Raw genomic sequence first — 18,595 nt, 5'->3', positions numbered from 1 at the left:
ATGAACGCAGTTGTCGAATTTCAAGAAGACGGCCGCACCCTGGCCATGTCCGAGGACGAACTGATTGACGTTTTGCAATCCAGTCTCTACCCCGGCGCCGCCTTGAGCAGCATCAAGATGGTCATCAGCTATTGCCGGGCCGCCGCCTTGGACCCGATGCAGAAGCCCGTGCACATCGTTCCCATGTGGGACAAGAACAGCAAGAGCATGCGCGACGTGATCATGCCTGGCGTGGGCCTGTACCGCACCCAAGCTGCACGCAGCAACGCCCTTGCCGGCATCAGCGAGCCCGAGTTCGGGCCTGATGTCGAGTTCGAACTGGATGGCCAGCGGTTCCGTGCGCCTGAATGGTGCCGCGTCACCGTGAAACGCATTTTGCCGAATGGCTCTGTGGGCGAGTTCTTCGCCAAAGAATACTGGATCGAGAACTATGCCACTGCCGGGAAGGATAGCGTCCAGCCCAACACCATGTGGCGCAAGCGCCCGCGCGGCCAGTTGGCGAAGTGCGCCGAAGCACAAGCGCTGCGCCGTGGCTTCCCTGAAATGACGGGCTCCGCTCCGACCGCCGACGAGATGGAAGGCAAGGCGATTGACACCCCCGCCAGCACGATGCAGGAAGCACCCACAAAGCCCGCGCCACGCCCGGAAATCGGCATGTGCACCCCTGAGCGCTTTGAGCAAAACCAAGCTGCATGGCGCGATCTCATCTTGTCCGGGAAGAAAACGCCTGACCAACTGATCGCCCAGATCGAAACGAAGGGCAAGCTCACCGAAGACCAGAAGCTGACCATCGATAGCTGGAGTCACGAACATGATTGAACACCAAGGAGCAAAAATGATTATTCACCCGCTTGAGCAAGGCACCGAGGCCTGGGACCAATTCCGCCTGACCCACTACGGGGCCAGCGAAGCCGCTGCAATGCTGGGCCTGTCCAAGAAAGCCAGCCGCGCCGAACTTCTGCGCCTGAAGTACCTGGGCGATGCAAAGCAGTTCAGCGACTGGGTGCAGGAGAACATCCTGGATCGCGGCCACGAGGTCGAAGCGCTGGCGCGTCCGCTGGTGGAAGACCTGATCGGCGAAGAGCTGTACCCGGTCACCTGCTCCGCGCAACTGATGCCGGCCTGGGCCAGCTATGAGATGTCGGCCTCGTGCGATGGCCTGACCATGGGTGAAGACGTTGCATTCGAGCACAAGCAGTACAACGCCGATCTCTTCGCCTCGGTTTCGGCCGGCATCGTACCTGAAGAACACTTGCCGCAGTGCCAGCAAGTGCTCATGGTCACTGGTGCCAAGGAACTGTATTTCGTCGTCTCCGATGGCACCCGCGAGAAGTTCGCTTATGCCGTGGTGCTGCCCGATGCCGAATGGCAGGAGCGCATCCTGGCCGGCTGGTGCCAGTTCGACAAGGACCTGGCCGCATACCAGTTGCCAGAGGCCGAGAAGGTGCTGGCCGCCGAGCCGGTGCTGGCGCTGCCGGCCGTTTCAGTGCAGGTCAGCGGCACGATTGCTGTCGTCAACAATTTCCCGGCATTCGAAGTGGCCGTGCGCAACTTCCTCGCAAACGACCTGATCCGCGAGCCGAAGACCGATCAAGACTTCGTGAACCTGGACTTGCAGATCAAGGAAATGAAGTCCGGCCGCGAAGCCATCAAGCTGGCCAAGGGCCGCATCTTCTCGCAGATGGAAGCCGTTGATGCAGCGGTTCGCGCTGCCGAGATGCTGGATGCCCTCCTGCAACAGAACTGCAGCATGGCCGAGAAGCTGCTGGCCAGCGAGAAGGAGCGCCGCCGCGCCGAACTGATCGAGACTGCCCGCAAGGCCATGGCCGCCCACGGCGAGGCCCTGCAGTCGGAAATCCAAGGCGTGCGCCTGGCCGTGGCCATGCCCGACTTCGCCGGCGCCATCAAGGGCCTGAAGTCGCTCACCAGCATGAAGGAAAAGCTGGACGCAGCACTAGCGAACGGCAAGGCCGCCGCCGACATGGCCGCCGCCGACATCCGCAAGAAACTGGCCTGGGTGGCCGAGCACGCAGACGAGCACCGCGCCCTGCTGGCCGACCTGCAGCAACTGGTGGCCAAGCCGATGGAAGACTTCCAGCTGACCATCACCAGCCGCATCAAGGAGCACCAGCAGCGCCAGGAGCAGGAGCGCGAGCGCATCCGTGCCGAAGCAGAAGCACGCGCACAGCGTGAACAGCAGAAATTGAAGGATGAAGAGGATGCACTGATTGACAGAATCTGGGCTGCGGCTCGCCGCATCGAAGGAAATCGCGTTGGCTATGTCCAAAAGGCGATCAGCTACTTCGAGGCCGGCGCCGGGAATTACGCGAATGATGAACGGCCGCGTGTCGTTGCAGCAGTAGAAGCCGCGCGCGCTGAGATGCAGGTCAAGCTGGCCGAAGCGCAAGCCCATGAAGCCGAAATCAGCCGCCAGGAAGCCGAGCGTCGTGAGCGTGAGTCCGCCGTCCAGCAGCAGAACATCCTGGCCGAGAAGGCTCAGGAAGCCGAGGCCGCCGCGCACGCGCCGCGCACCGTGGCAGCGCCGGCCGCCGCGCCCCGCCGCGAACCTTCCGGCCAGCCGACCCTGCGCCTGGGCCAGATCTGCGAGCGCATCGCCCCGCTGTCGATCACCGCTGACGGCCTGGCCGGACTGGGCTTCGTCCACGCCGGTACCGACAAGGCCGCGAAGCTTTATCACGAGTCGGACTTCCAGGCCATGTGCTACGCCATCAGCAACCACGTTCTCACCGCCATCAACCAACGAAAGGAAGCAGCATGACCCAAGAATCCCAGCCCGCATCGCGCCGTTCGCGTGAAATTGCAGCGCAGGCATGGTGTGAAGATTCCACCAAGGGCATCGAGATGGACCCTCGCTTGGCCGAAGCGTTCGCTCAGATCATTGATCGCGAGCGTCAGGCTGGCATCGTCCTCACTGGCCATCAGTTGCTGGCAGCACTCGACTACACAGCTCCTGACCGCGATACCGATCCTGACCAGATGGACAGCGAATTGACGATTGCGCTGGGCGACGAGACCAGCCACAGCGGTCCTGGGCCGTATGCATGGTCCACAGACTATCCGGAAGAAGGCGCTATCGCACTATTCGATGCGCCGGAAGATGCAAGCAACTCGGACGTGACGGTGCCGGCCAACTCCGGTGTCGAGCAGATTTTCTCACCAGACTGACCACTCCCCCTGCCCGCCGCCCCAGCGGGTCGCCCTGGCACGACGGCCGGAAATAGTCTGCCACCTACAACCAAAGGACCGACATGTTCAAGAACGCGCAAATCTACCGTCTCCAGAAGAACTGGGCCATCACCGCCGAAGGCCTGGCGCGGCACCTCGCGCCGCAGGCATTCACGCCGCTGGGTAGCCTCGACATGCAGTGCATGGGCTGGGTGCCCGCGCGCGACAGCTCCAACGGCTTCGTGCATATGGTGAATCGCCAGTTCCTGCTGCGCCTGCAGACGGAAAAGAAGATCCTGCCGCAGTCGGTCATCAACCAGGTTACCCGCGAGCGCGCCAAGGAGCTGGAAGAGCAGCAAGGCTTCCCGCCCGGCCGCAAGCAGACCAAGGAACTGAAGGAACAGGTCACCGACGAACTGCTGCCACGCGCCTTCACGCGCCTGTCCAGCATGTGGGTCTGGATCGACCCTGTGAACGGCTGGCTGGTGGCCGACAGCAGCAGCCCGGCCAAGGCCGAGGAAGCGCTCAAGTTGCTGTTCAAGGCTGTGCCGAAGTTCCCGCTGGAAACCGTGCGCACCGTGATGTCGCCGGGCGCGGCCATGACCGACTGGCTGGCCAGCGACGAGGCCCCGGAGAGCTTTACCGTGGACCAGGACACCGAGCTGCGCTCCACCGCCGAGAGCCGCGCAACCGTGCGGTACGTGCGCCACACCCTGGAAGCAGACCAAATCCGCCAGCACATCGAGACCGGCAAGCAGTGCACGCGCCTGGCGCTGACCTGGGCCGACAAGATCAGCTTCACCCTGGCCGAGAACCTGTCCATCAAGAAGATCGCGCTGCTGGACGTGCTGAAGGAAGACCACGAAATCAGCGGCAAGAATGCCGACGAGCGCTTTGACGGCGATTTCATGCTGTTCGCCGGTGAGATGGCCAAGCTGCTGTCGGCACTGGTCGCTGCACTGGGCGGTGAGCTGCCGGACAACATCGAGCGCGACGGCCAGGGCCGTATCACCGAGGGCGCAGCATGAGCACCCCCATCGGCTGGCCTGAAGCGCAGCGCATCTGCGACATACCGGAGGTGCGCGAAGCACTGGACAAGTTTGCGGCGGACGCGCAGGAAGAGCACATGCTGGCCATGGTCAGCGCGATCATGGGCCATGCAGTCACCCAAGGGCGCGCAGCAGGGCTGGAGGAAGCAGCGAAGGTTTGCGAGAACCTGGGCGACGACTACGACAGGCGAGAGAGCCACAAGTGGCCCGAGATGAAGAGTGATGCGTACACCGGCTGCCAGGATTGCGAAAGTGCGATCCGTGCGCTGATCACCTCCCCCACCCCCTCTGATGCAGGGAAGGATGATGCACTGGAACTGGATGCGAAGCGGTATCGGTGGCTGCGCGACCAAATGGCTTATGTGGCCGTGCATCCGCATCACAAGGATCTGCCGATTGCAGAGCGCACCGGCTGGACAATCCGCCTCGTCACTGGCAACGACGAAAGCATGGACGCCGCCATTGACGCAGCCATCGCCGCGCAAGGGGAGGGTAAATGAGCATCCTCGTATTGAATCTGAAGCGCATCTACTTCGACAGCATCCGCATCGGCACCAAGGGCGAGGAATACCGACTGTGCACGCCGTACTGGCAGAAGCGCTTGGCCGGTCGCGACTACGACGCGATAGAAATCCGTCTTGGCTATCCTGCAAATCATGAACTGGAAAAAATCATGCTCTTCGCATGGCATGGCTATCGGCGCACGAAATTGACACATCCGCACTTCGGGCCTGAAGAGGTCGAAGTCTACGCAATTGACCTTTCCGAGAGGCTTTCATGATCATGACAACCGAAGAGCTGGCTGAATTGAAGCGCAAAGTGCATGACGCCACGCCAGGGAATGTGTATTGCGGAGATAAGGACCATCTCCGCCTGATCGAGGAAGCATATGCCAAGGCGTTTAAAGATGCATGCACACCGGAAGTTGTTTCTTCCCTGATCGCCCTAGCAGAGCGCGCCCTGCAGCCGGAAGAGGGGCAGGCGCTGCCGAAGCCGGAAGAGGATGCATTCATGGCTGATGTGAAGAAGCTGGCCGCTTCTGTGCTGGGTGATTGCTATCTGGGTAAGTTGGACGAGGAAGAGCTGGCCGCCAAGGTAAAGAAGGCCGCCTCCCAGCTCGCGCTACCAGCAGGGCCGGTGCCTGTGCAAGGCAAGTTCTTCCTGCTCGATCCGGCAGGCTATTCACACCCGGAGATTTTCAACACGGAAGAGGAGCGCGACGCAGCAGCTAAGGACGCCATCATGGATCATCTGAGTGATGGATGGAGTGAAGAAGTTGAAAACATCGTCTGCGGCGTCATCACGCACGAGGCCACCAAAGTAGATGTTCGCCACCGTCCTGCAGAGGGAACGCCGGAATACGACGATTGGCCAGACCATTCATTCGACGAAATTTGCAACTATGAAATGCGGCCAGTTGCCTCGCCAGCGGTGGCGCAGCCGGTGGCGGATGAGCGGGTGCGTGCGTATGCGATCTACCGCATTCGTGAAGATGAAAACGACGGCAAGGAATTCTTCCATTACGCCATGTGGCACGACGACCAAAGGCCAGGTGATGGTGAGCGCATGGTGCCCGGCTACTTCGTGCCAGACCGCGCCGCACTCGGCCAGCCAGCAGAAGAAGGAGGGAAATCGTGAGCGATGAACTGAAGCCAGCGGAACAGCAAGAGCCAGAGCGCTACGTGGTTCTGAAAGCATCAGGCAGCCAATATGCCTATGTCCAAGACACCCATGAGCGCAAGACCGTTAAGCGCTATGACATCTTCAAGCGCAACGGATGGGACCAGGCGCTGATTCATGCAAAACGGCTGAATGAGGCCGCAAAAGACAAGCCATGACCCCCACCACCGCCATCCAACGCGCAGAGCAGCCTGTTTGCTGCCTCTGCGGCATGACCGGGCATTCTTCGGGTAAGTGTCAGTGGGGTAGGAGGATTTGATATGCCGATCAAGCCTGAGAACAAGGGCCGCTATCCGGCCGACTGGAAGCAGATCCGCGCTGCGATTCTTGAGCGCGCTGGCAACTGCTGCGAGCAATGCAAGGTGACAAATGGTGAACGCATCATGCGCGGGATTGGCGAAAGTGCTGACACCTACATGGACAAGGATGGCTATGTCTTTGATGCCGACACGGGAACGCAGCTCGGGCGCATCCGACATTCAGATTATGAGTGCTCGGGCAAATGGACAAACGTTGTGCTGACGATTGCGCACCTTGACCACACGCCGGAGAATTGCGCGCCCGATAACCTGAAAGCACTTTGCCAGCGCTGCCATCTTCGCTATGACGCCCAGCACCACGCAGAGACTGCGCGAGCCACCAGGAAGGCGCGCAAAGCTGTTGCTGACCTTTTTGAAGGATGACCATGGAAAACCAAGAAATTATGCACCTGTGGGACACGCATGTTGGGCAACCGAATGAGAAATATCCGTTGACTGAAGGCGATATTTTGCGATTCGTCGGTGTAATCCTCTCCCGCGCCATCCCAGAGGGGCACGTTGTGGTGCCGAAGGAGCACAACAAAGCGATGGCGCATGTATTCGAAATGATCCAGGCAGATGCCTACGGATCGTATCAGGACATGTGGGCGGATCTGCTGGCAGGTACAGCGGCCCCTGCGCCCGAGGGGGAAGCATGAAGCGCGGCATAACCATGGGCATCATTGATTGGTGCCACAAGCATGGGGCCATCGGGGCCGTGATCTACATGATGGCATTCGCCACCGGATTGGTCTTGGTTGCCATCATCGCGGACAAATTGAACAAGGGCGACTGACCCTCCCCGATAGAAAGGATAGAGCATGTCTGAATGGATTGAGTGGAAGGGTGGTGATTGCCCAGTTCCAGGTGAAACGGTGAGCGTGAAATTCCGTGGATCGGGCTTCGGGACTCGCCCAGCGACGGCTGATTTTTTTGACTGGTCGCATGACGGTACAAAGATTAATGGCGACATCATCGCCTACCGCATAGTCAAGGAGAAGGAAGAATGAAGACAGCTGTGAAAGAGCGCCCGATTCTGTTTTCGGCTCCGATGGTGCGCGCCATCCTGGCCGGTGACAAGACGCAGACCCGGCGCATCGTAAAGTTTCCGCACCATAACCCTCTGGTGGAGTGGGAGCCAATCACCATCGGTGGTGAACGGGGTGGCCGCACCGCGTCAGGCGAAAAAATTCCCGAGCAAGGCGGCATATTTCACACACGCACTGGCGAAGGGCTCATGTGCCCTCATGGCCAGCCTGGCGACCGATTGTGGGTGCGCGAGACTTGGCGCGGCGTGGTCAAAATCAGTCCACCTAATGCGGTGAAGCCAGAGTACGGAGTGGCCCGGTATGTACCAGATAAAGAGCATTGCAAGCGCATTGAATATGCGGCCACTGAAAAGCGTGATGCTGATCCGTGGCGACCAAGCATCCACATGCCCCGTTGGGCCAGTCGCATCCTTCTGGAAATCACATGCGTGCGCGTGGAGCGCTTGCTGGACATCAGCCAGGCCGACGCCTATGCCGAAGGAGCTATGTCATGGGCGCAGGAACAAGAAACGCAAGTCAAAGACCTGAATGGCGGCGATGATCGCATCGCCTTCATGGCGCTATGGGAGAGCATCGGAGGTGCTGGCAGCTGGGCCGCCAATCCATGGGTGTGGGTGGTTGAATTCAGGAGGATCGCATGAGCACAGATCGCGAGCTGTTGGAGATGGCGGCGAAGGCTGCGGGCATCAAAGGCGCATACCTATGGACGCCAGACTACTGCGGTATTGAAATAAATGATGGTCGGATTTGGAACTCGCGCGATGACGACGGCGATGCGCTGCGCCTACTGCGCGCAGTGGACTATGGCCTGCTGGTCGAGGATGGCGTGGTCAAGATCATGAACAACCTGGGCGGTTGCGTCTTCTTCGCTGACATCAACGGTGCAGATGAAATGAGCGTAATTCGTCGCGCAATCACATCAGTCGCTGCAGCTAAATCGTGGAGCGAGCCATGAGCCGCAAACCACGACGAGACGAGCGCAGGAACGCAAGGGAGAGGAAGCGGTGGCCGGGAGATGACGATGTTTCTTGACGACGATGAAGTGATCCGCCTTACCGGCAAAGAACGCGCCCGCTCGCAGCAGAAAGCACTGAACAAAATGGGCATCCCATTCCGCGTGCGCGCCGACGGCAAGACGCTGGTGCTTCGTGACGCTGCCCAAGCCTTCTTTGATGCACCGGCCAAGCCAGCCGCAAAAGTCTTCCGCCTGAACCTGTCCAATGCCTAGAAAACGCAATCCAGAGAACGCCGGCTTGCCAGCCCGCTGGCGGCTCTACCATGGCGCCTACTATTACCAGGTCCCGCCAGGCAGTGAAGGGCGCTGGGATGGCAAGCGCCAGTTCAAGTTAGGTACATCGCTGCCCGAGGCTTACAAGGAATGGGCGCGGCGCTTGGAACTGAACCAGCAGGCGGCTAGTACCATCGCGCAGCTTCTGGACCGATACAGCCTGGAGGTGGTACCCGAGAAAAAGCCGACGACCCAGGCGCACAATGCGGTGGCCATCAAGCGGCTGAAGGCCGTGCTTGGCGACAACGCATTGGACATGCTGCGCCCGCAGAACGTCTACCAGTATATCGAGGCGCGGAAGGAGTCAGGCACGGCGGCGCGCCGAGAGGTCGAGGTGCTGTCGCACGCGTACACCAAGGCCGTGGAATGGGGCTATCTTGACCGGCACCCATTCAAGGGTGAAATCCGCCTCAAGGGGCTGAAGTCGCGCACGCGGTATATCGAGGATGCGGAGGTGGTGGAGATGCTGGCGCTGGAGCCGAAGCGCAAGGCCGGCAGCGTGCTGGTGATCCAGGCCTATATCCGAATCAAGCTGCTCACCGGCCTGCGCCGTGGCGACATGCTGCGCTTGACGATGTCCGACCTGAAAGAGGACGGCATCCATGTCACGCCGGAGAAGACGAAGGACTCCAGCGGCAAGAGCCTGATCTACGAATGGACGCCGGACTTGAAAGCCGCCGTCGATGCGGCCAAAGCAGCGCGGCCGCGCATCAGCAACTTTCTATTCTGCAACCGTCTGGGGGATGGATACTTGGACGAAGAGACCGGCCGAGCCGGCGGGTGGGATTCGATGTGGCGCAATTTCGTGGATCGCGTCATGGAGGAAACCGAGATCAAGGAGCGGTTCACCGAACATGACCTGCGCGCCAAGTGCGCCAGCGATGCTGAGACCCTGGAGCATGCCCAGCAGCTCCTGGCCCATGCCGACAGCCGGACAACCAAACGCGTGTATCGTCGGAAAGCCGAGCGCGTCAAGCCCTTGAACAGCAAATTCGAATAGCACAACTGCTTTTTAATAGCACAAAGAAAAAGGCCCGCATTTCTGCGGGCCTTTGTTCAAGCTGGCGGAGAGGGGGGGATTCGAACCCCCGATAGGCTATGAACCTATACACGCTTTCCAGGCGTGCGACTTAAACCACTCATCCACCTCTCCTGGATTCGGGTTCGCGTTCAGCGAAGCCATGCATTATAGCAAGCTTCTCGCCGAAGCCAAGTCTTTTCTGCATATTTTTCAAAAAGACCATGAAAAAACCGGCAGGACCAGGCGTTCAAACCACAACGCCCTGCCCTGCCGGCTCGCCTGTCACCGCCTTGCAGCGGCGACTTCCGGCTTACTGCGCTTCCTTGAGCTGATCCAGGATGGCCGGATTTTCCAGCGTGGAAACGTCCTGGGTGATCGCCTCGCCCTTGGCCAGCACGCGCAGCAGGCGGCGCATGATCTTCCCGGAGCGCGTCTTGGGCAAGTTGTCGCCGAAGCGGATTTCCTTGGGCTTGGCAATGGGGCCGATTTCCTTGGCCACCCAGTCACGCAATTCCTTGGCGATCTGCTTGGCTTCTTCACCGGTCGGACGCGGACGCTTCAAGACCACGAAGGCGCAGATCGACTCGCCAGTCGTTTCATCCGGTTTGCCCACCACGGCGGCTTCAGCCACGATGCTGTTGGCCACCAGCGCCGATTCGATTTCCATGGTGCCCATGCGGTGACCCGACACGTTGAGCACATCATCGATACGGCCGGTGATGGTGAAGTAGCCGGTCTCCTTGTTGCGCACGGCGCCATCACCAGCGAGATAGATGTTGCCACCCAGCTCCTCGGGGAAGTAGCTCTTCTTGAAGCGTTCCGGATCGTTCCAGATGGTACGGATCATCGACGGCCAAGGACGCTTGACCACCAGGATGCCGCCATTGCCGTTGGGGATGTCGTTGCCGGTCTCGTCGACGATGGCCGCCGTGATGCCCGGCAGCGGCAGCGTGCACGAACCAGGCACCTGCGGTGTGGCACCCGGCAGCGGCGAAATCATGTGGCCACCGGTCTCGGTCTGCCAGAAGGTATCGACGATGGGGCAGTTCTCGCGGCCGACGTTCTTGTAGTACCACATCCAGGCTTCCGGATTGATGGGTTCACCCACCGAACCGAGGATGCGCAGCGAGGACAGGTCGTATTGCTTGGGATGGACCTTCTCATCCGCATCAGCCGCCTTGATCAGCGAACGGATCGCGGTGGGCGCGGTGTAGAAGATGGTGGCCTTGTGGCGCGCCACCATGTCCCAGAAGCGGCCGGCGTTCGGATAGGTCGGCACGCCTTCAAAGACGATCTGGGTCGCACCCACGGCCAACGGACCATAAGCGATGTAGGTGTGACCGGTGATCCAGCCGATGTCGGCGGTGCACCAGTAGACATCGTCGGGCTTGATGTCGAAGGTCCACTTCATGGTCAGCACGGCCCACAACAGGTAGCCCGCCGAAGAATGCTGCACGCCCTTGGGCTTGCCGGTGGAACCGGAGGTGTAGAGGATGAACAGCGGATGCTCGGCATCCACCCATTCCGGCTCGCAGGTGTCCGGCTGGTTCGCCACCACATCGGAAAGCCAGAGGTCGCGGCCTTCGACCCAGTTGATCTCGGCACCGGCGCGCTTGTAGACGACCACGTGCTTCAAGGTATCGCAGCCGCCCATGGCCAGGGCTTCGTCGACGATGGATTTCAAGGGCAGTTGCTTGCCGCCGCGCACCTGGTAGTCAGCGGTCAGCACGGCCACGGCACCGGCATCGATCACCCGCTCGTGCAGGGACTTGGCGGAGAAGCCGCCGAAGACCACCGAGTGCGTCGCGCCGATGCGGGCACAGGCCTGCATGGCAGCCACGCCTTCAACCGACATGGGCATGTAGATGACCACGCGGTCACCCTTCTTGATGCCCAGCGATTTGAGGCCATTGGCGAACTGGCAAACCTTCTGGTGCAGTTCGCGATAGGACACGCGGGTCACCTTGCCGTCGTCGGATTCGAAGATGACGGCGGTCTTGTCGGCATTGCCGTTTTCCAGGTTGACGTCCAGGCAGTTGTACGAAACGTTCACCTGGCCATCGGCGAACCACTTGTAGAACGGGGCGTTGGATTCATCCAGGGTCTGGGTGAAAGGCTTGTGCCATTGGAGGTTGTCCTTGGCCAGTTTGGCCCAGGTGCCTTCGTAGTCTTTTTCGAATTCGGCGTTCAGGGCCTGGTAGGCGTCCATGCCGGAAATGGCGGCGTGGCGGGCCAGCTCGGCCGGGGGTGCGAATACGCGGTTCTCTTGCTTGAATGTCTCGATGTCTGCCACGGTAGTCTCCAGTAGGTTTGTTTTTGCTTTCCGCAAAACATAGGCCGTTTCACTTACTCAGTCCTTACACAAGCAGCGCCCATCCCGCCGGGAGGCCGCTTGCATCAGGGCTGGGACAGCGACGCCGGCACCCTTGCGCCAGCCCGGGCAGGACCGCACCCGGCTGGCTCCATAGACGCAGACCTTCATATCGCTGCGATGTTCTCTGACGATCCAGACAACATATTGGCATTCTGGCACAGGACGATGTTTCCCGCAGGCACTGCGCACACGGGATGCAAGGCATGCCGCGGAAATGGGCCAAGGGCGTGTAGAATACGGCCCCAAATCCGGAGCCGGGCAGTGAACGCAAACGCAGCTGCAGCGGCTCAACGGATATCGTCATCCTCAGCCAGAATCACGCGTAGCACGGACACCCATGAAAAACTCGTCGCCCCAGCCACCCCGCAAGATCGGCATCCTGCCCAACCTGATTTTCATGAGCCGCTGGCTGCAGCTGCCGCTCTACCTGGGCCTGATCCTGGCACAGTGCGTCTACGTGTATCACTTCTGGGTCGAGCTGGTCGATCTCATCGGCGCGGCCATGGGCAGCGCCAGCTCGCTGGACCATATCCTGGATGCGGTCGCCATTCCCGGCGCCACCCGCCCCGACAAGCTCAATGAACAAACCATCATGCTGGTGGTATTGGCCTTGATCGACGTGGTGATGATTTCCAACCTGCTCATCATGGTGATCGTGGGCGGATATGAAACCTTCGTCTCGCGCATGAACCTGGAAGGCCATCCCGACCAGCCCGAGTGGCTCTCGCATGTGAACGCTTCGGTGCTGAAGGTCAAGCTGGCCACGGCCATCATCGGGATCTCGTCGATCCACCTGCTCAAGACCTTCATCAATGCCAACCTCTACGACGCCAAGACCCTGATCGCGCAGACCGGCATCCATATCGCCTTCCTCTTGTCGGCCATGGCCATCGCGTATTGCGACCGGCTGATGGTGCATCCTTCCGAACCCTCCGACAAGCCGCACTGACTTTGCCTCATCCAAACCGAGAGAACCAGCCATGACCATCATCAAGCAAGACGATCTCATCGAATCCGTCGCCGCCGCGCTGCAGTACATCAGCTACTACCATCCGGCCGATTACATCCAGCACCTGGCGCGCGCCTACGAGACCGAGCAGAGCCCGGCCGCCAAGGATGCGATCGCCCAGATCCTGACCAACTCGCGCATGTGCGCCGAAGGCAAACGCCCGATCTGCCAGGACACCGGCATCGTCAACGTCTTCCTGAAGATCGGCATGGGCGTGCGCTTCGAGGGCTTCTCGGGCTCGATCGCCGACGCCGTCAACGAAGGCGTGCGCCGCGGCTACTCGCACCCGGACAACGTCCTGCGCGCTTCCATCGTGGCCGACCCGCAGTTCGAGCGCAAGAACACCAAGGACAACACCCCGGCCGTGATCCACATGGAACTGGTGCCCGGCAACACCGTGGACGTGCAGATCGCGGCCAAGGGCGGCGGCTCCGAGAACAAGACCAAGTTCGTCATGCTCAACCCCTCCGACAACCTGGTGGACTGGGTCCTGAAGACGGTCCCGACCATGGGCGCCGGCTGGTGCCCGCCGGGCATGCTGGGCATCGGCATCGGCGGCACGGCCGAGAAGGCCATGCTGATGGCCAAGGAAGTGCTGATGGAAGACATCGACATGTACGAGCTCCTGAAGCGCGGCCCGCAGAACAAGACCGAAGAGCTGCGTATCGAGCTCTATGAGAAGGTCAACGCACTGGGCATCGGCGCACAGGGCCTGGGCGGCCTGACCACCGTGCTGGATGTGAAGATCATGATGCACCCGACCCACGCGGCTTCCAAGCCGGTGGCCATGATCCCCAACTGTGCCGCAACCCGCCACGGCCACTTCGTACTGGATGGCTCGGGCCCGGCCTACATGGAACCGCCGTCGCTGTCGGACTGGCCGGAAGTGCACTGGGTCGCCGACACCGAGAAGTCCAAGCGCGTCAACCTGGATACCCTGACCAAGGAAGAAGTCGCCTCCTGGAAGCCGGGCCAGACCCTGCTCTTGAACGGCAAGATGCTGACAGGCCGCGATGCCGCCCACAAGCGCATCCAGGACATGCTGGCCAAGGGCGAGAAGCTGCCGGTGGACTTCACCAACCGCGTGATCTACTACGTCGGCCCGGTCGATCCGGTGCGCGACGAAGTGGTGGGTCCGGCTGGCCCGACCACCGCCACCCGCATGGACAAGTTCACCGACATGATGCTGGAGCAGACCGGCCTGATCTCCATGATCGGCAAGTCCGAGCGTGGTCCGGCGGCCATCGAGGCGATCAAGAAGCACAAGTCGGCCTACCTGATGGCCGTGGGTGGTTCGGCCTACCTGGTCTCCAAGGCGATCAAGTCGGCCAAGGTGCTGGGTTTTGCCGACCTGGGCATGGAAGCGATCTACGAATTCGACGTCAAGGACATGCCGGTCACGGTGGCCGTGGACGCCAACGGCATCTCGGTGCACAACACGGGGCCAGCCGAATGGAAGGAAAAGATCGCCCAGAGCGTATCCCTGTCCAAGATCCCCGTCACCACTGCCTGATTCACACCCAGACCGACCCCGTTGCAGGAGCGCGCGCAGCACCATGAATGAAGCCGTCAAGCAGGTCAGTGCGCCTTCTGCCGCCGGGTCCGACAGCAGTACATCGATGCCGGCCGCAGCCAACGCTGCGGTCGGCATTTTCGATTCCGGCATCGGCGGCCTGTCGGTGCTGCGGCACATCCACGCCGCCTTGCCGCGCGAACAATTGATCTACTTCGCCGACTCCGGCTATGCGCCGTATGGCGACAAGACCGAGGCGCAGATCGTGGAGCGCTCGCTGGCCATCGCTTCCTTCCTGCTGGAGCAAGGCGTAAAAGCCCTGGTGGTGGCCTGCAACACCGCCACGGCGGCGGCCATCCAGGCCATACGCGCGCGCTGGCCGCAACTGGTCGTGGTGGGCATCGAGCCCGGCCTCAAGCCGGCCGCCCAGCAAACCCGCAGCGGCACCGTCGGCGTGCTGGCCACCCGCAGCACCCTGGCCAGCCAGCGCTTTGCCTTGCTGCAGCAGCAGATGCAGGCGCAGTACCAGGTGCGCTACCTGCCCCAGGCTTGCGTGGGGCTGGTGGACCTGATCGAGAAAGGCGAACTGTTTTCGCCGGCCACGGTGCAATTGCTGGAGCGCTACCTGCGTCCGCTGCTGGAACAAGGGGCCGATACGCTGGTACTGGGCTGCACCCACTACCCCTTCGTGCGCCCGGCCATCGAAAGCGTCTGCCAGCGCCTGGCAGGGGGCGTCCCGGACATCATCGATACCGGCCAGGCCGTTACCCGGCAATTGCAGCGCCTGCTGGCCACCGAAGGCCTGCAAGCGCAAGCGGCGACCGGCTCACTGGCCGGCTTCACCACGGCCAGCCGCTCGACGCTGGAACAGGCCTTCCGGGGACTGCTCAAGCTTGATCCACCGGTGCAGGCTTTGCAGCCGCAAGCGGGCGGCTGACGCGGATGCCCAGGGTGGCGAAAAGAAATTTCAGCGCAATTGCCAATTTGCATTGAAATATGTTGCCATTCCCTGCAAGTGTTTGTATAATCTTTTGCTTACTTGATGACGGACGCAAGTCTGTCTGACAGTCGACGGTGGCTGTAGCTCAGTTGGTAGAGTCCAGGATTGTGATTCCTGTCGTCGTGGGTTCGAGTCCCATCAGCCACCCCAGAATACACAAGGCTTTCAGACCTTCACCTGAATTTTCCGGGAACTTGAAAACGGTTTTTCGGGAACATAAAAGCGGCTCACCAATCGGTAGAGCCGCTTTTTTATTTCCGTTCATGCAACGCCCTTGACCTTCTCCACGGTGCGCAGCGCGCCGATGCCCAGCATACCGAGCAGGATCGTGCTCATCTCGGAATAGTCCATCTGCGGCAGCGTGACGGTGTGGCCGAAGTAGCCAGCCACCAGGACAAGCATGGGGCCGCCGATGAACTTGAACGCGAACGCGGCGCCGCAGATCCAGCCTACGAACGGGCGCCAGCCAGACACGAAGATGCTCGGATTGGCCGCCTCAACCTTGTTGATTTCCATCTGGCCCTGGGCCATCTTGAGGTCCGCATCCAGCTGCGCCAGCTCGCCCGTCTGCGCCATCTGCATTACCTTCAGCTTGGCGTCCTCTGCTGCCTTGGGATCGGGAAAGAGCTTGTCCAGCAGGTTGCCGATCAGGGGGATTAGTGTGGGCCACATTAGACGATTCCTTTCATATATCCGGTGCCGTTCCGGATGGTCAGCAGTTCTCGATGCGGCGCGCCAAGTGATAGGCCGAAATGCACCCAGTTGTCGTATTCGAGGATCAGCTGGTCAAACATCAGACCGCTATCGCGGATCTTGATTGCAAGCTGACGCGGCGTGTAGCCGTTCACGTTGATGTCGGCCGCCAGCCCTTGCATGTGGGCGCTGTTGGCAGCCCCGCCGATGGCCTTGTTCAGCGCTGGTGATCGATATCCGCTGGTGACATTGATCGGACGGCCAACAAGGGCTCGGACCTTCTCCAGCTCACCGGCCAACGTCTTGAGATTCGCCAGGATGAATGCATCCGGCGTGTTGTCGATTCCACGCCGCGCCGCAGTCTCCGAAAGCGTCAGCTCGGCCTGGGTGAAGTGTTCGCTCAGATTCATTTACCCTCCTTGGTCACCATGCGGCGCAGCTCGGAAAGCTCCTGAGCCTGCACCAGGTTGATCTGCTCGGCCTTGTTCACGGTGTTGATGAGCCAGCTACCACCAGCCATACAGACGGTGCCGATGATGCCCAGCAGCGCATAGGTCACCACCATGCCGCCGCGCAGCCGGTTATGAAACGTCGCAATCTCCGCGAAGCCGGCGCGCTGGCTCTTCCAGACGTCGTCAATCTTGGCGTCGAATTTCAGGTCGATTTTTTCCAGTGTGCGGCCGGTCACTTCCTCATGCTGTGCCTGCCACTGAGAGTGCGAATCCATGCGCAAGACCATGCGCTGGTCACTGTCCAGCAATGCCTTGATAGCCTCGCCGTGCTGGGTGACGATCTCCTGCGTTGCCAGAAACCGGCGCAGCATGTCCTTAATGTCTGCTTGCCCTTCGCGGAAACCGTCCATCATGGTTTCCATCCTGGTCATGCGAACGATCATTTCCTGTTCATCAGCCATTCGCACCTCACGGATATGGCACCCAGGCCGGGGGAGAAAGTGTGTCATCCCAGCGCCATTTGTTCACTTCCAGATTGAAGTCCCACGGCTCCGATTGGCGGATATCACCGGGCCGGTTGGTCTCCACGTAACCCCAGGCAACTAAGACGCCTGTTACCGGATCTCGAAACGAATATGGCATCACTCACCCCCATTTGCGACTGTGAAGCTGGTGACCCACGCAGAGAACTGCGTCAATGCGCTACCAGCAAAGTAATTGAACGACTGGCCGACGTTGGGCAGGTTGATATTTTGGTTCTGGTATGCAATTGCAGCTGCGCCGGTTACGCCAATTGTTGAGCGATACAGTGCGCTGCCACTTACAAGCCGAACGCCGGCTGAATATGCGCCAGCCCCTGCACCGTTGTTTGCGTACTCGGTATGCAAACAATAGGAAAGTGCTTCAGGAGGAACAAATGGGCTTACCGTCACGGGAGTTTCTACGACCGCTGAGCCGCCGCTGAGAGCACTCTGCTGGGCTGTATGTGATGCCGTTGCCCCTCGGTAGTACATCGAGGCAATCTGACCGCCTCCGTTGATCCGAACGATCCCGGCGAAGGCCCACATTTTGTCGCCGGTGGGCAGCGTTGACCCTGTGAAAGATGCCGGTGCCGTCGGGCTGATGACTGCGCTAATCGTCGCGCCATCACTGACAAAGTACATGTACGCCCAGCTGCTGATAGCAAGCGCTGCAGCCCGGTCACGTCCGCCGCGAGCAGGCCCGGGAAGACTGATATCAATCGTAATGGTGCCGACATTCGAGAACGTGATCGACTCGCCATTGTTATTGCGCAGCGTCACATAGTCGGTCACGGTGAGGTCGTATTTCGTGGTTGGAGTCGTCGCATTCGGCTGCCCGCGCAGACCGCGCACGGCCGCCGGCGGCGTGAATGCCGCAATTCTTGGCAGCGAATCAGAGACCGACGAAAGCATGGCATAGGCCACGGTTGACAGTCCCGAGTCCAGCGCAGTGCCGCCGTCCACGGACAAGGTGATGGTGGTGATCGAGGACGCAAAGACCGAAGTCAGAATGGTGGCATACAGCGTGCCCGCGCTTGTGGTCAGCTTCAGGCGGCGGCCTGGCGTGAAGGTAGAAGTCTGGTCACCTTGGAACGAGAAAGAATTCGCGGAGATATACAACGGCGCCGCGCCTGAAATCACCCACTGATCCAGCGTTGCGGTTGCACTCGGCACGCCGGTCACATTGTCCTCAGTGCGCTTTACCACGCCGCTGGCATCTGCAAGGACGAATTTATAGGCCACGCCGGAGGTGAGCCAGACCTGGCCAAGGGCAGGCAGGCCCAGCGAGTCCAATACCATGGGATTCGATTGCGGAGTGGCGCCACTGGAATCAGTGAATGTCGGCAGCGGCGTCGATGAACCAGCCTGATAGGTGGTCACCGTCCAACCAACTGCCGGCGCGCCGTTCTCAGTAACGGTCTGGGTATTGAAGAGAGGGCTGAGGCTGACGGACATATTTGC

Annotated in this window: 24 protein-coding genes and 2 tRNA genes; 20 read left to right on the top strand and 6 right to left on the bottom strand. The window is 60.6% G+C overall.

Annotated features, from left to right (window positions below; genetic code table 11):
* The 16 genes from bet (at position 1) to FYB76_RS18745 (ending at position 9,551) form a co-directional block, all read left to right on the top strand.
* Positions 1-819, top strand: coding sequence for a phage recombination protein Bet (bet, locus tag FYB76_RS18820; protein ID WP_154134646.1), 819 nt, complete (start codon positions 1-3; stop codon positions 817-819).
* A gap of 16 nt (positions 820-835) precedes the next feature.
* Positions 836-2,779 (top strand): YqaJ viral recombinase family protein, encoded by a 1,944-nt coding sequence (locus tag FYB76_RS18815; protein WP_195724670.1) that lies wholly within the window; start codon positions 836-838, stop codon positions 2,777-2,779.
* Positions 2,776-3,186, top strand: a complete 411-nt coding sequence (locus FYB76_RS26850) for a hypothetical protein (RefSeq protein WP_229297023.1) — start codon at positions 2,776-2,778, stop codon at positions 3,184-3,186. Before FYB76_RS18815 ends, FYB76_RS26850 begins: the two co-directional genes overlap by 4 nt.
* Positions 3,187-3,269: 83 nt before the next feature.
* A complete protein-coding gene (locus FYB76_RS18805) occupies positions 3,270-4,214 on the top strand; it encodes a recombination-associated protein RdgC (protein ID WP_154134644.1) in 945 nt (314 codons plus the stop codon).
* Positions 4,211-4,735 carry a hypothetical protein gene (locus FYB76_RS18800; RefSeq protein ID WP_154134643.1) on the top strand — a complete coding sequence of 175 codons (525 nt, stop codon included), beginning with the start codon at positions 4,211-4,213 and terminating at the stop codon, positions 4,733-4,735. The genes FYB76_RS18805 and FYB76_RS18800 overlap by 4 nt, the downstream gene beginning before the upstream one ends.
* Positions 4,732-5,016 (top strand): ASCH domain-containing protein, encoded by a 285-nt coding sequence (locus FYB76_RS18795; protein ID WP_154134642.1) that lies wholly within the window; start codon positions 4,732-4,734, stop codon positions 5,014-5,016. Before FYB76_RS18800 ends, FYB76_RS18795 begins: the two co-directional genes overlap by 4 nt.
* A complete protein-coding gene (locus tag FYB76_RS18790) occupies positions 5,013-5,873 on the top strand; it encodes a hypothetical protein (protein ID WP_154134641.1) in 861 nt (286 codons plus the stop codon). The genes FYB76_RS18795 and FYB76_RS18790 overlap by 4 nt, the downstream gene beginning before the upstream one ends.
* A complete protein-coding gene (locus FYB76_RS18785; protein ID WP_154134640.1) occupies positions 5,870-6,073 on the top strand; it encodes a hypothetical protein in 204 nt (67 codons plus the stop codon). The genes FYB76_RS18790 and FYB76_RS18785 overlap by 4 nt, the downstream gene beginning before the upstream one ends.
* 102 nt (positions 6,074-6,175) lie before the next feature.
* Entirely contained in the window at positions 6,176-6,598 is a 423-nt protein-coding gene (locus tag FYB76_RS18780; RefSeq protein WP_154134639.1) for a hypothetical protein, read from the top strand.
* Positions 6,599-6,600: 2 nt separating this feature from the next.
* The gene (locus tag FYB76_RS18775; RefSeq protein ID WP_154134638.1) at positions 6,601-6,873 is read left to right on the top strand and encodes a hypothetical protein; all 273 of its coding nucleotides are present in this window, start codon (positions 6,601-6,603) and stop codon (positions 6,871-6,873) included.
* On the top strand, positions 6,870-7,010 hold the full coding sequence (locus FYB76_RS18770) for a hypothetical protein (RefSeq protein ID WP_154134637.1): 141 nt from the start codon (positions 6,870-6,872) through the stop codon (positions 7,008-7,010). The genes FYB76_RS18775 and FYB76_RS18770 overlap by 4 nt, the downstream gene beginning before the upstream one ends.
* Positions 7,011-7,035: 25 nt before the next feature.
* Complete coding sequence (locus tag FYB76_RS18765) at positions 7,036-7,224, top strand: hypothetical protein (protein ID WP_154134636.1); 189 nt, start codon at positions 7,036-7,038, stop codon at positions 7,222-7,224.
* A gap of 8 nt (positions 7,225-7,232) precedes the next feature.
* Positions 7,233-7,904 (top strand): hypothetical protein, encoded by a 672-nt coding sequence (locus FYB76_RS18760; RefSeq protein WP_370516380.1) that lies wholly within the window; start codon positions 7,233-7,235, stop codon positions 7,902-7,904.
* The gene (locus FYB76_RS18755) at positions 7,901-8,218 is read left to right on the top strand and encodes a hypothetical protein (RefSeq protein WP_154134634.1); all 318 of its coding nucleotides are present in this window, start codon (positions 7,901-7,903) and stop codon (positions 8,216-8,218) included. The genes FYB76_RS18760 and FYB76_RS18755 overlap by 4 nt, the downstream gene beginning before the upstream one ends.
* Before the next feature lie 66 nt (positions 8,219-8,284).
* Positions 8,285-8,491, top strand: a complete 207-nt coding sequence (locus FYB76_RS18750; protein ID WP_195724669.1) for a DUF4224 domain-containing protein — start codon at positions 8,285-8,287, stop codon at positions 8,489-8,491.
* Positions 8,484-9,551: a tyrosine-type recombinase/integrase gene (locus FYB76_RS18745; RefSeq protein ID WP_154134632.1), complete on the top strand. Its 1,068-nt coding sequence runs from the start codon at positions 8,484-8,486 to the stop codon at positions 9,549-9,551. Before FYB76_RS18750 ends, FYB76_RS18745 begins: the two co-directional genes overlap by 8 nt.
* Positions 9,552-9,613: 62 nt before the next feature.
* Here the strand turns inward: FYB76_RS18745 and FYB76_RS18740 are convergent.
* Positions 9,614-9,704: transfer RNA gene (locus FYB76_RS18740), tRNA-Ser, on the bottom strand.
* A gap of 178 nt (positions 9,705-9,882) precedes the next feature.
* Positions 9,883-11,865, bottom strand: coding sequence for an acetate--CoA ligase (gene acs / locus FYB76_RS18735; protein ID WP_370516378.1), 1,983 nt, complete (start codon positions 11,863-11,865; stop codon positions 9,883-9,885).
* Positions 11,866-12,283: 418 nt separating this feature from the next.
* Here acs and FYB76_RS18730 point away from each other — a divergent pair, with 418 nt between their 5' ends.
* From FYB76_RS18730 to FYB76_RS18715, 4 genes are all read left to right on the top strand, one after another.
* The gene (locus FYB76_RS18730; RefSeq protein ID WP_088756663.1) at positions 12,284-12,895 is read left to right on the top strand and encodes a YqhA family protein; all 612 of its coding nucleotides are present in this window, start codon (positions 12,284-12,286) and stop codon (positions 12,893-12,895) included.
* A gap of 31 nt (positions 12,896-12,926) precedes the next feature.
* Complete coding sequence (locus tag FYB76_RS18725; protein WP_075257626.1) at positions 12,927-14,468, top strand: fumarate hydratase; 1,542 nt, start codon at positions 12,927-12,929, stop codon at positions 14,466-14,468.
* Between the two features lie 43 nt (positions 14,469-14,511).
* Complete coding sequence (gene murI, locus FYB76_RS18720; RefSeq protein WP_154134631.1) at positions 14,512-15,405, top strand: glutamate racemase; 894 nt, start codon at positions 14,512-14,514, stop codon at positions 15,403-15,405.
* Positions 15,406-15,542: 137 nt separating this feature from the next.
* Positions 15,543-15,618, top strand: a tRNA-His gene (locus tag FYB76_RS18715).
* Between the two features lie 111 nt (positions 15,619-15,729).
* On the opposite strand, the gene FYB76_RS18710 is transcribed toward FYB76_RS18715, so the two are convergent.
* The 4 genes from FYB76_RS18710 to FYB76_RS18695 form a co-directional block, all read right to left on the bottom strand.
* Entirely contained in the window at positions 15,730-16,140 is a 411-nt protein-coding gene (locus tag FYB76_RS18710; RefSeq protein ID WP_154134630.1) for a holin family protein, read from the bottom strand.
* Positions 16,140-16,571: a D-Ala-D-Ala carboxypeptidase family metallohydrolase gene (locus FYB76_RS18705; protein WP_154134629.1), complete on the bottom strand. Its 432-nt coding sequence runs from the start codon at positions 16,569-16,571 to the stop codon at positions 16,140-16,142. The genes FYB76_RS18710 and FYB76_RS18705 overlap by 1 nt, the downstream gene beginning before the upstream one ends.
* The gene (locus FYB76_RS18700) at positions 16,568-17,074 is read right to left on the bottom strand and encodes a hypothetical protein (RefSeq protein WP_154134628.1); all 507 of its coding nucleotides are present in this window, start codon (positions 17,072-17,074) and stop codon (positions 16,568-16,570) included. The genes FYB76_RS18705 and FYB76_RS18700 overlap by 4 nt, the downstream gene beginning before the upstream one ends.
* 180 nt (positions 17,075-17,254) lie before the next feature.
* The gene (locus FYB76_RS18695) at positions 17,255-18,589 is read right to left on the bottom strand and encodes a hypothetical protein (protein WP_154134627.1); all 1,335 of its coding nucleotides are present in this window, start codon (positions 18,587-18,589) and stop codon (positions 17,255-17,257) included.
* Positions 18,590-18,595: the final 6 nt, after the last annotated feature.

It is taken from the genome of Herbaspirillum sp. CAH-3 (assembly GCF_009668275.1).
Taxonomy (GTDB): domain Bacteria; phylum Pseudomonadota; class Gammaproteobacteria; order Burkholderiales; family Burkholderiaceae_D; genus Herbaspirillum; species Herbaspirillum aquaticum.
This window is presented reverse-complemented; position numbering and strand designations above follow the sequence as displayed.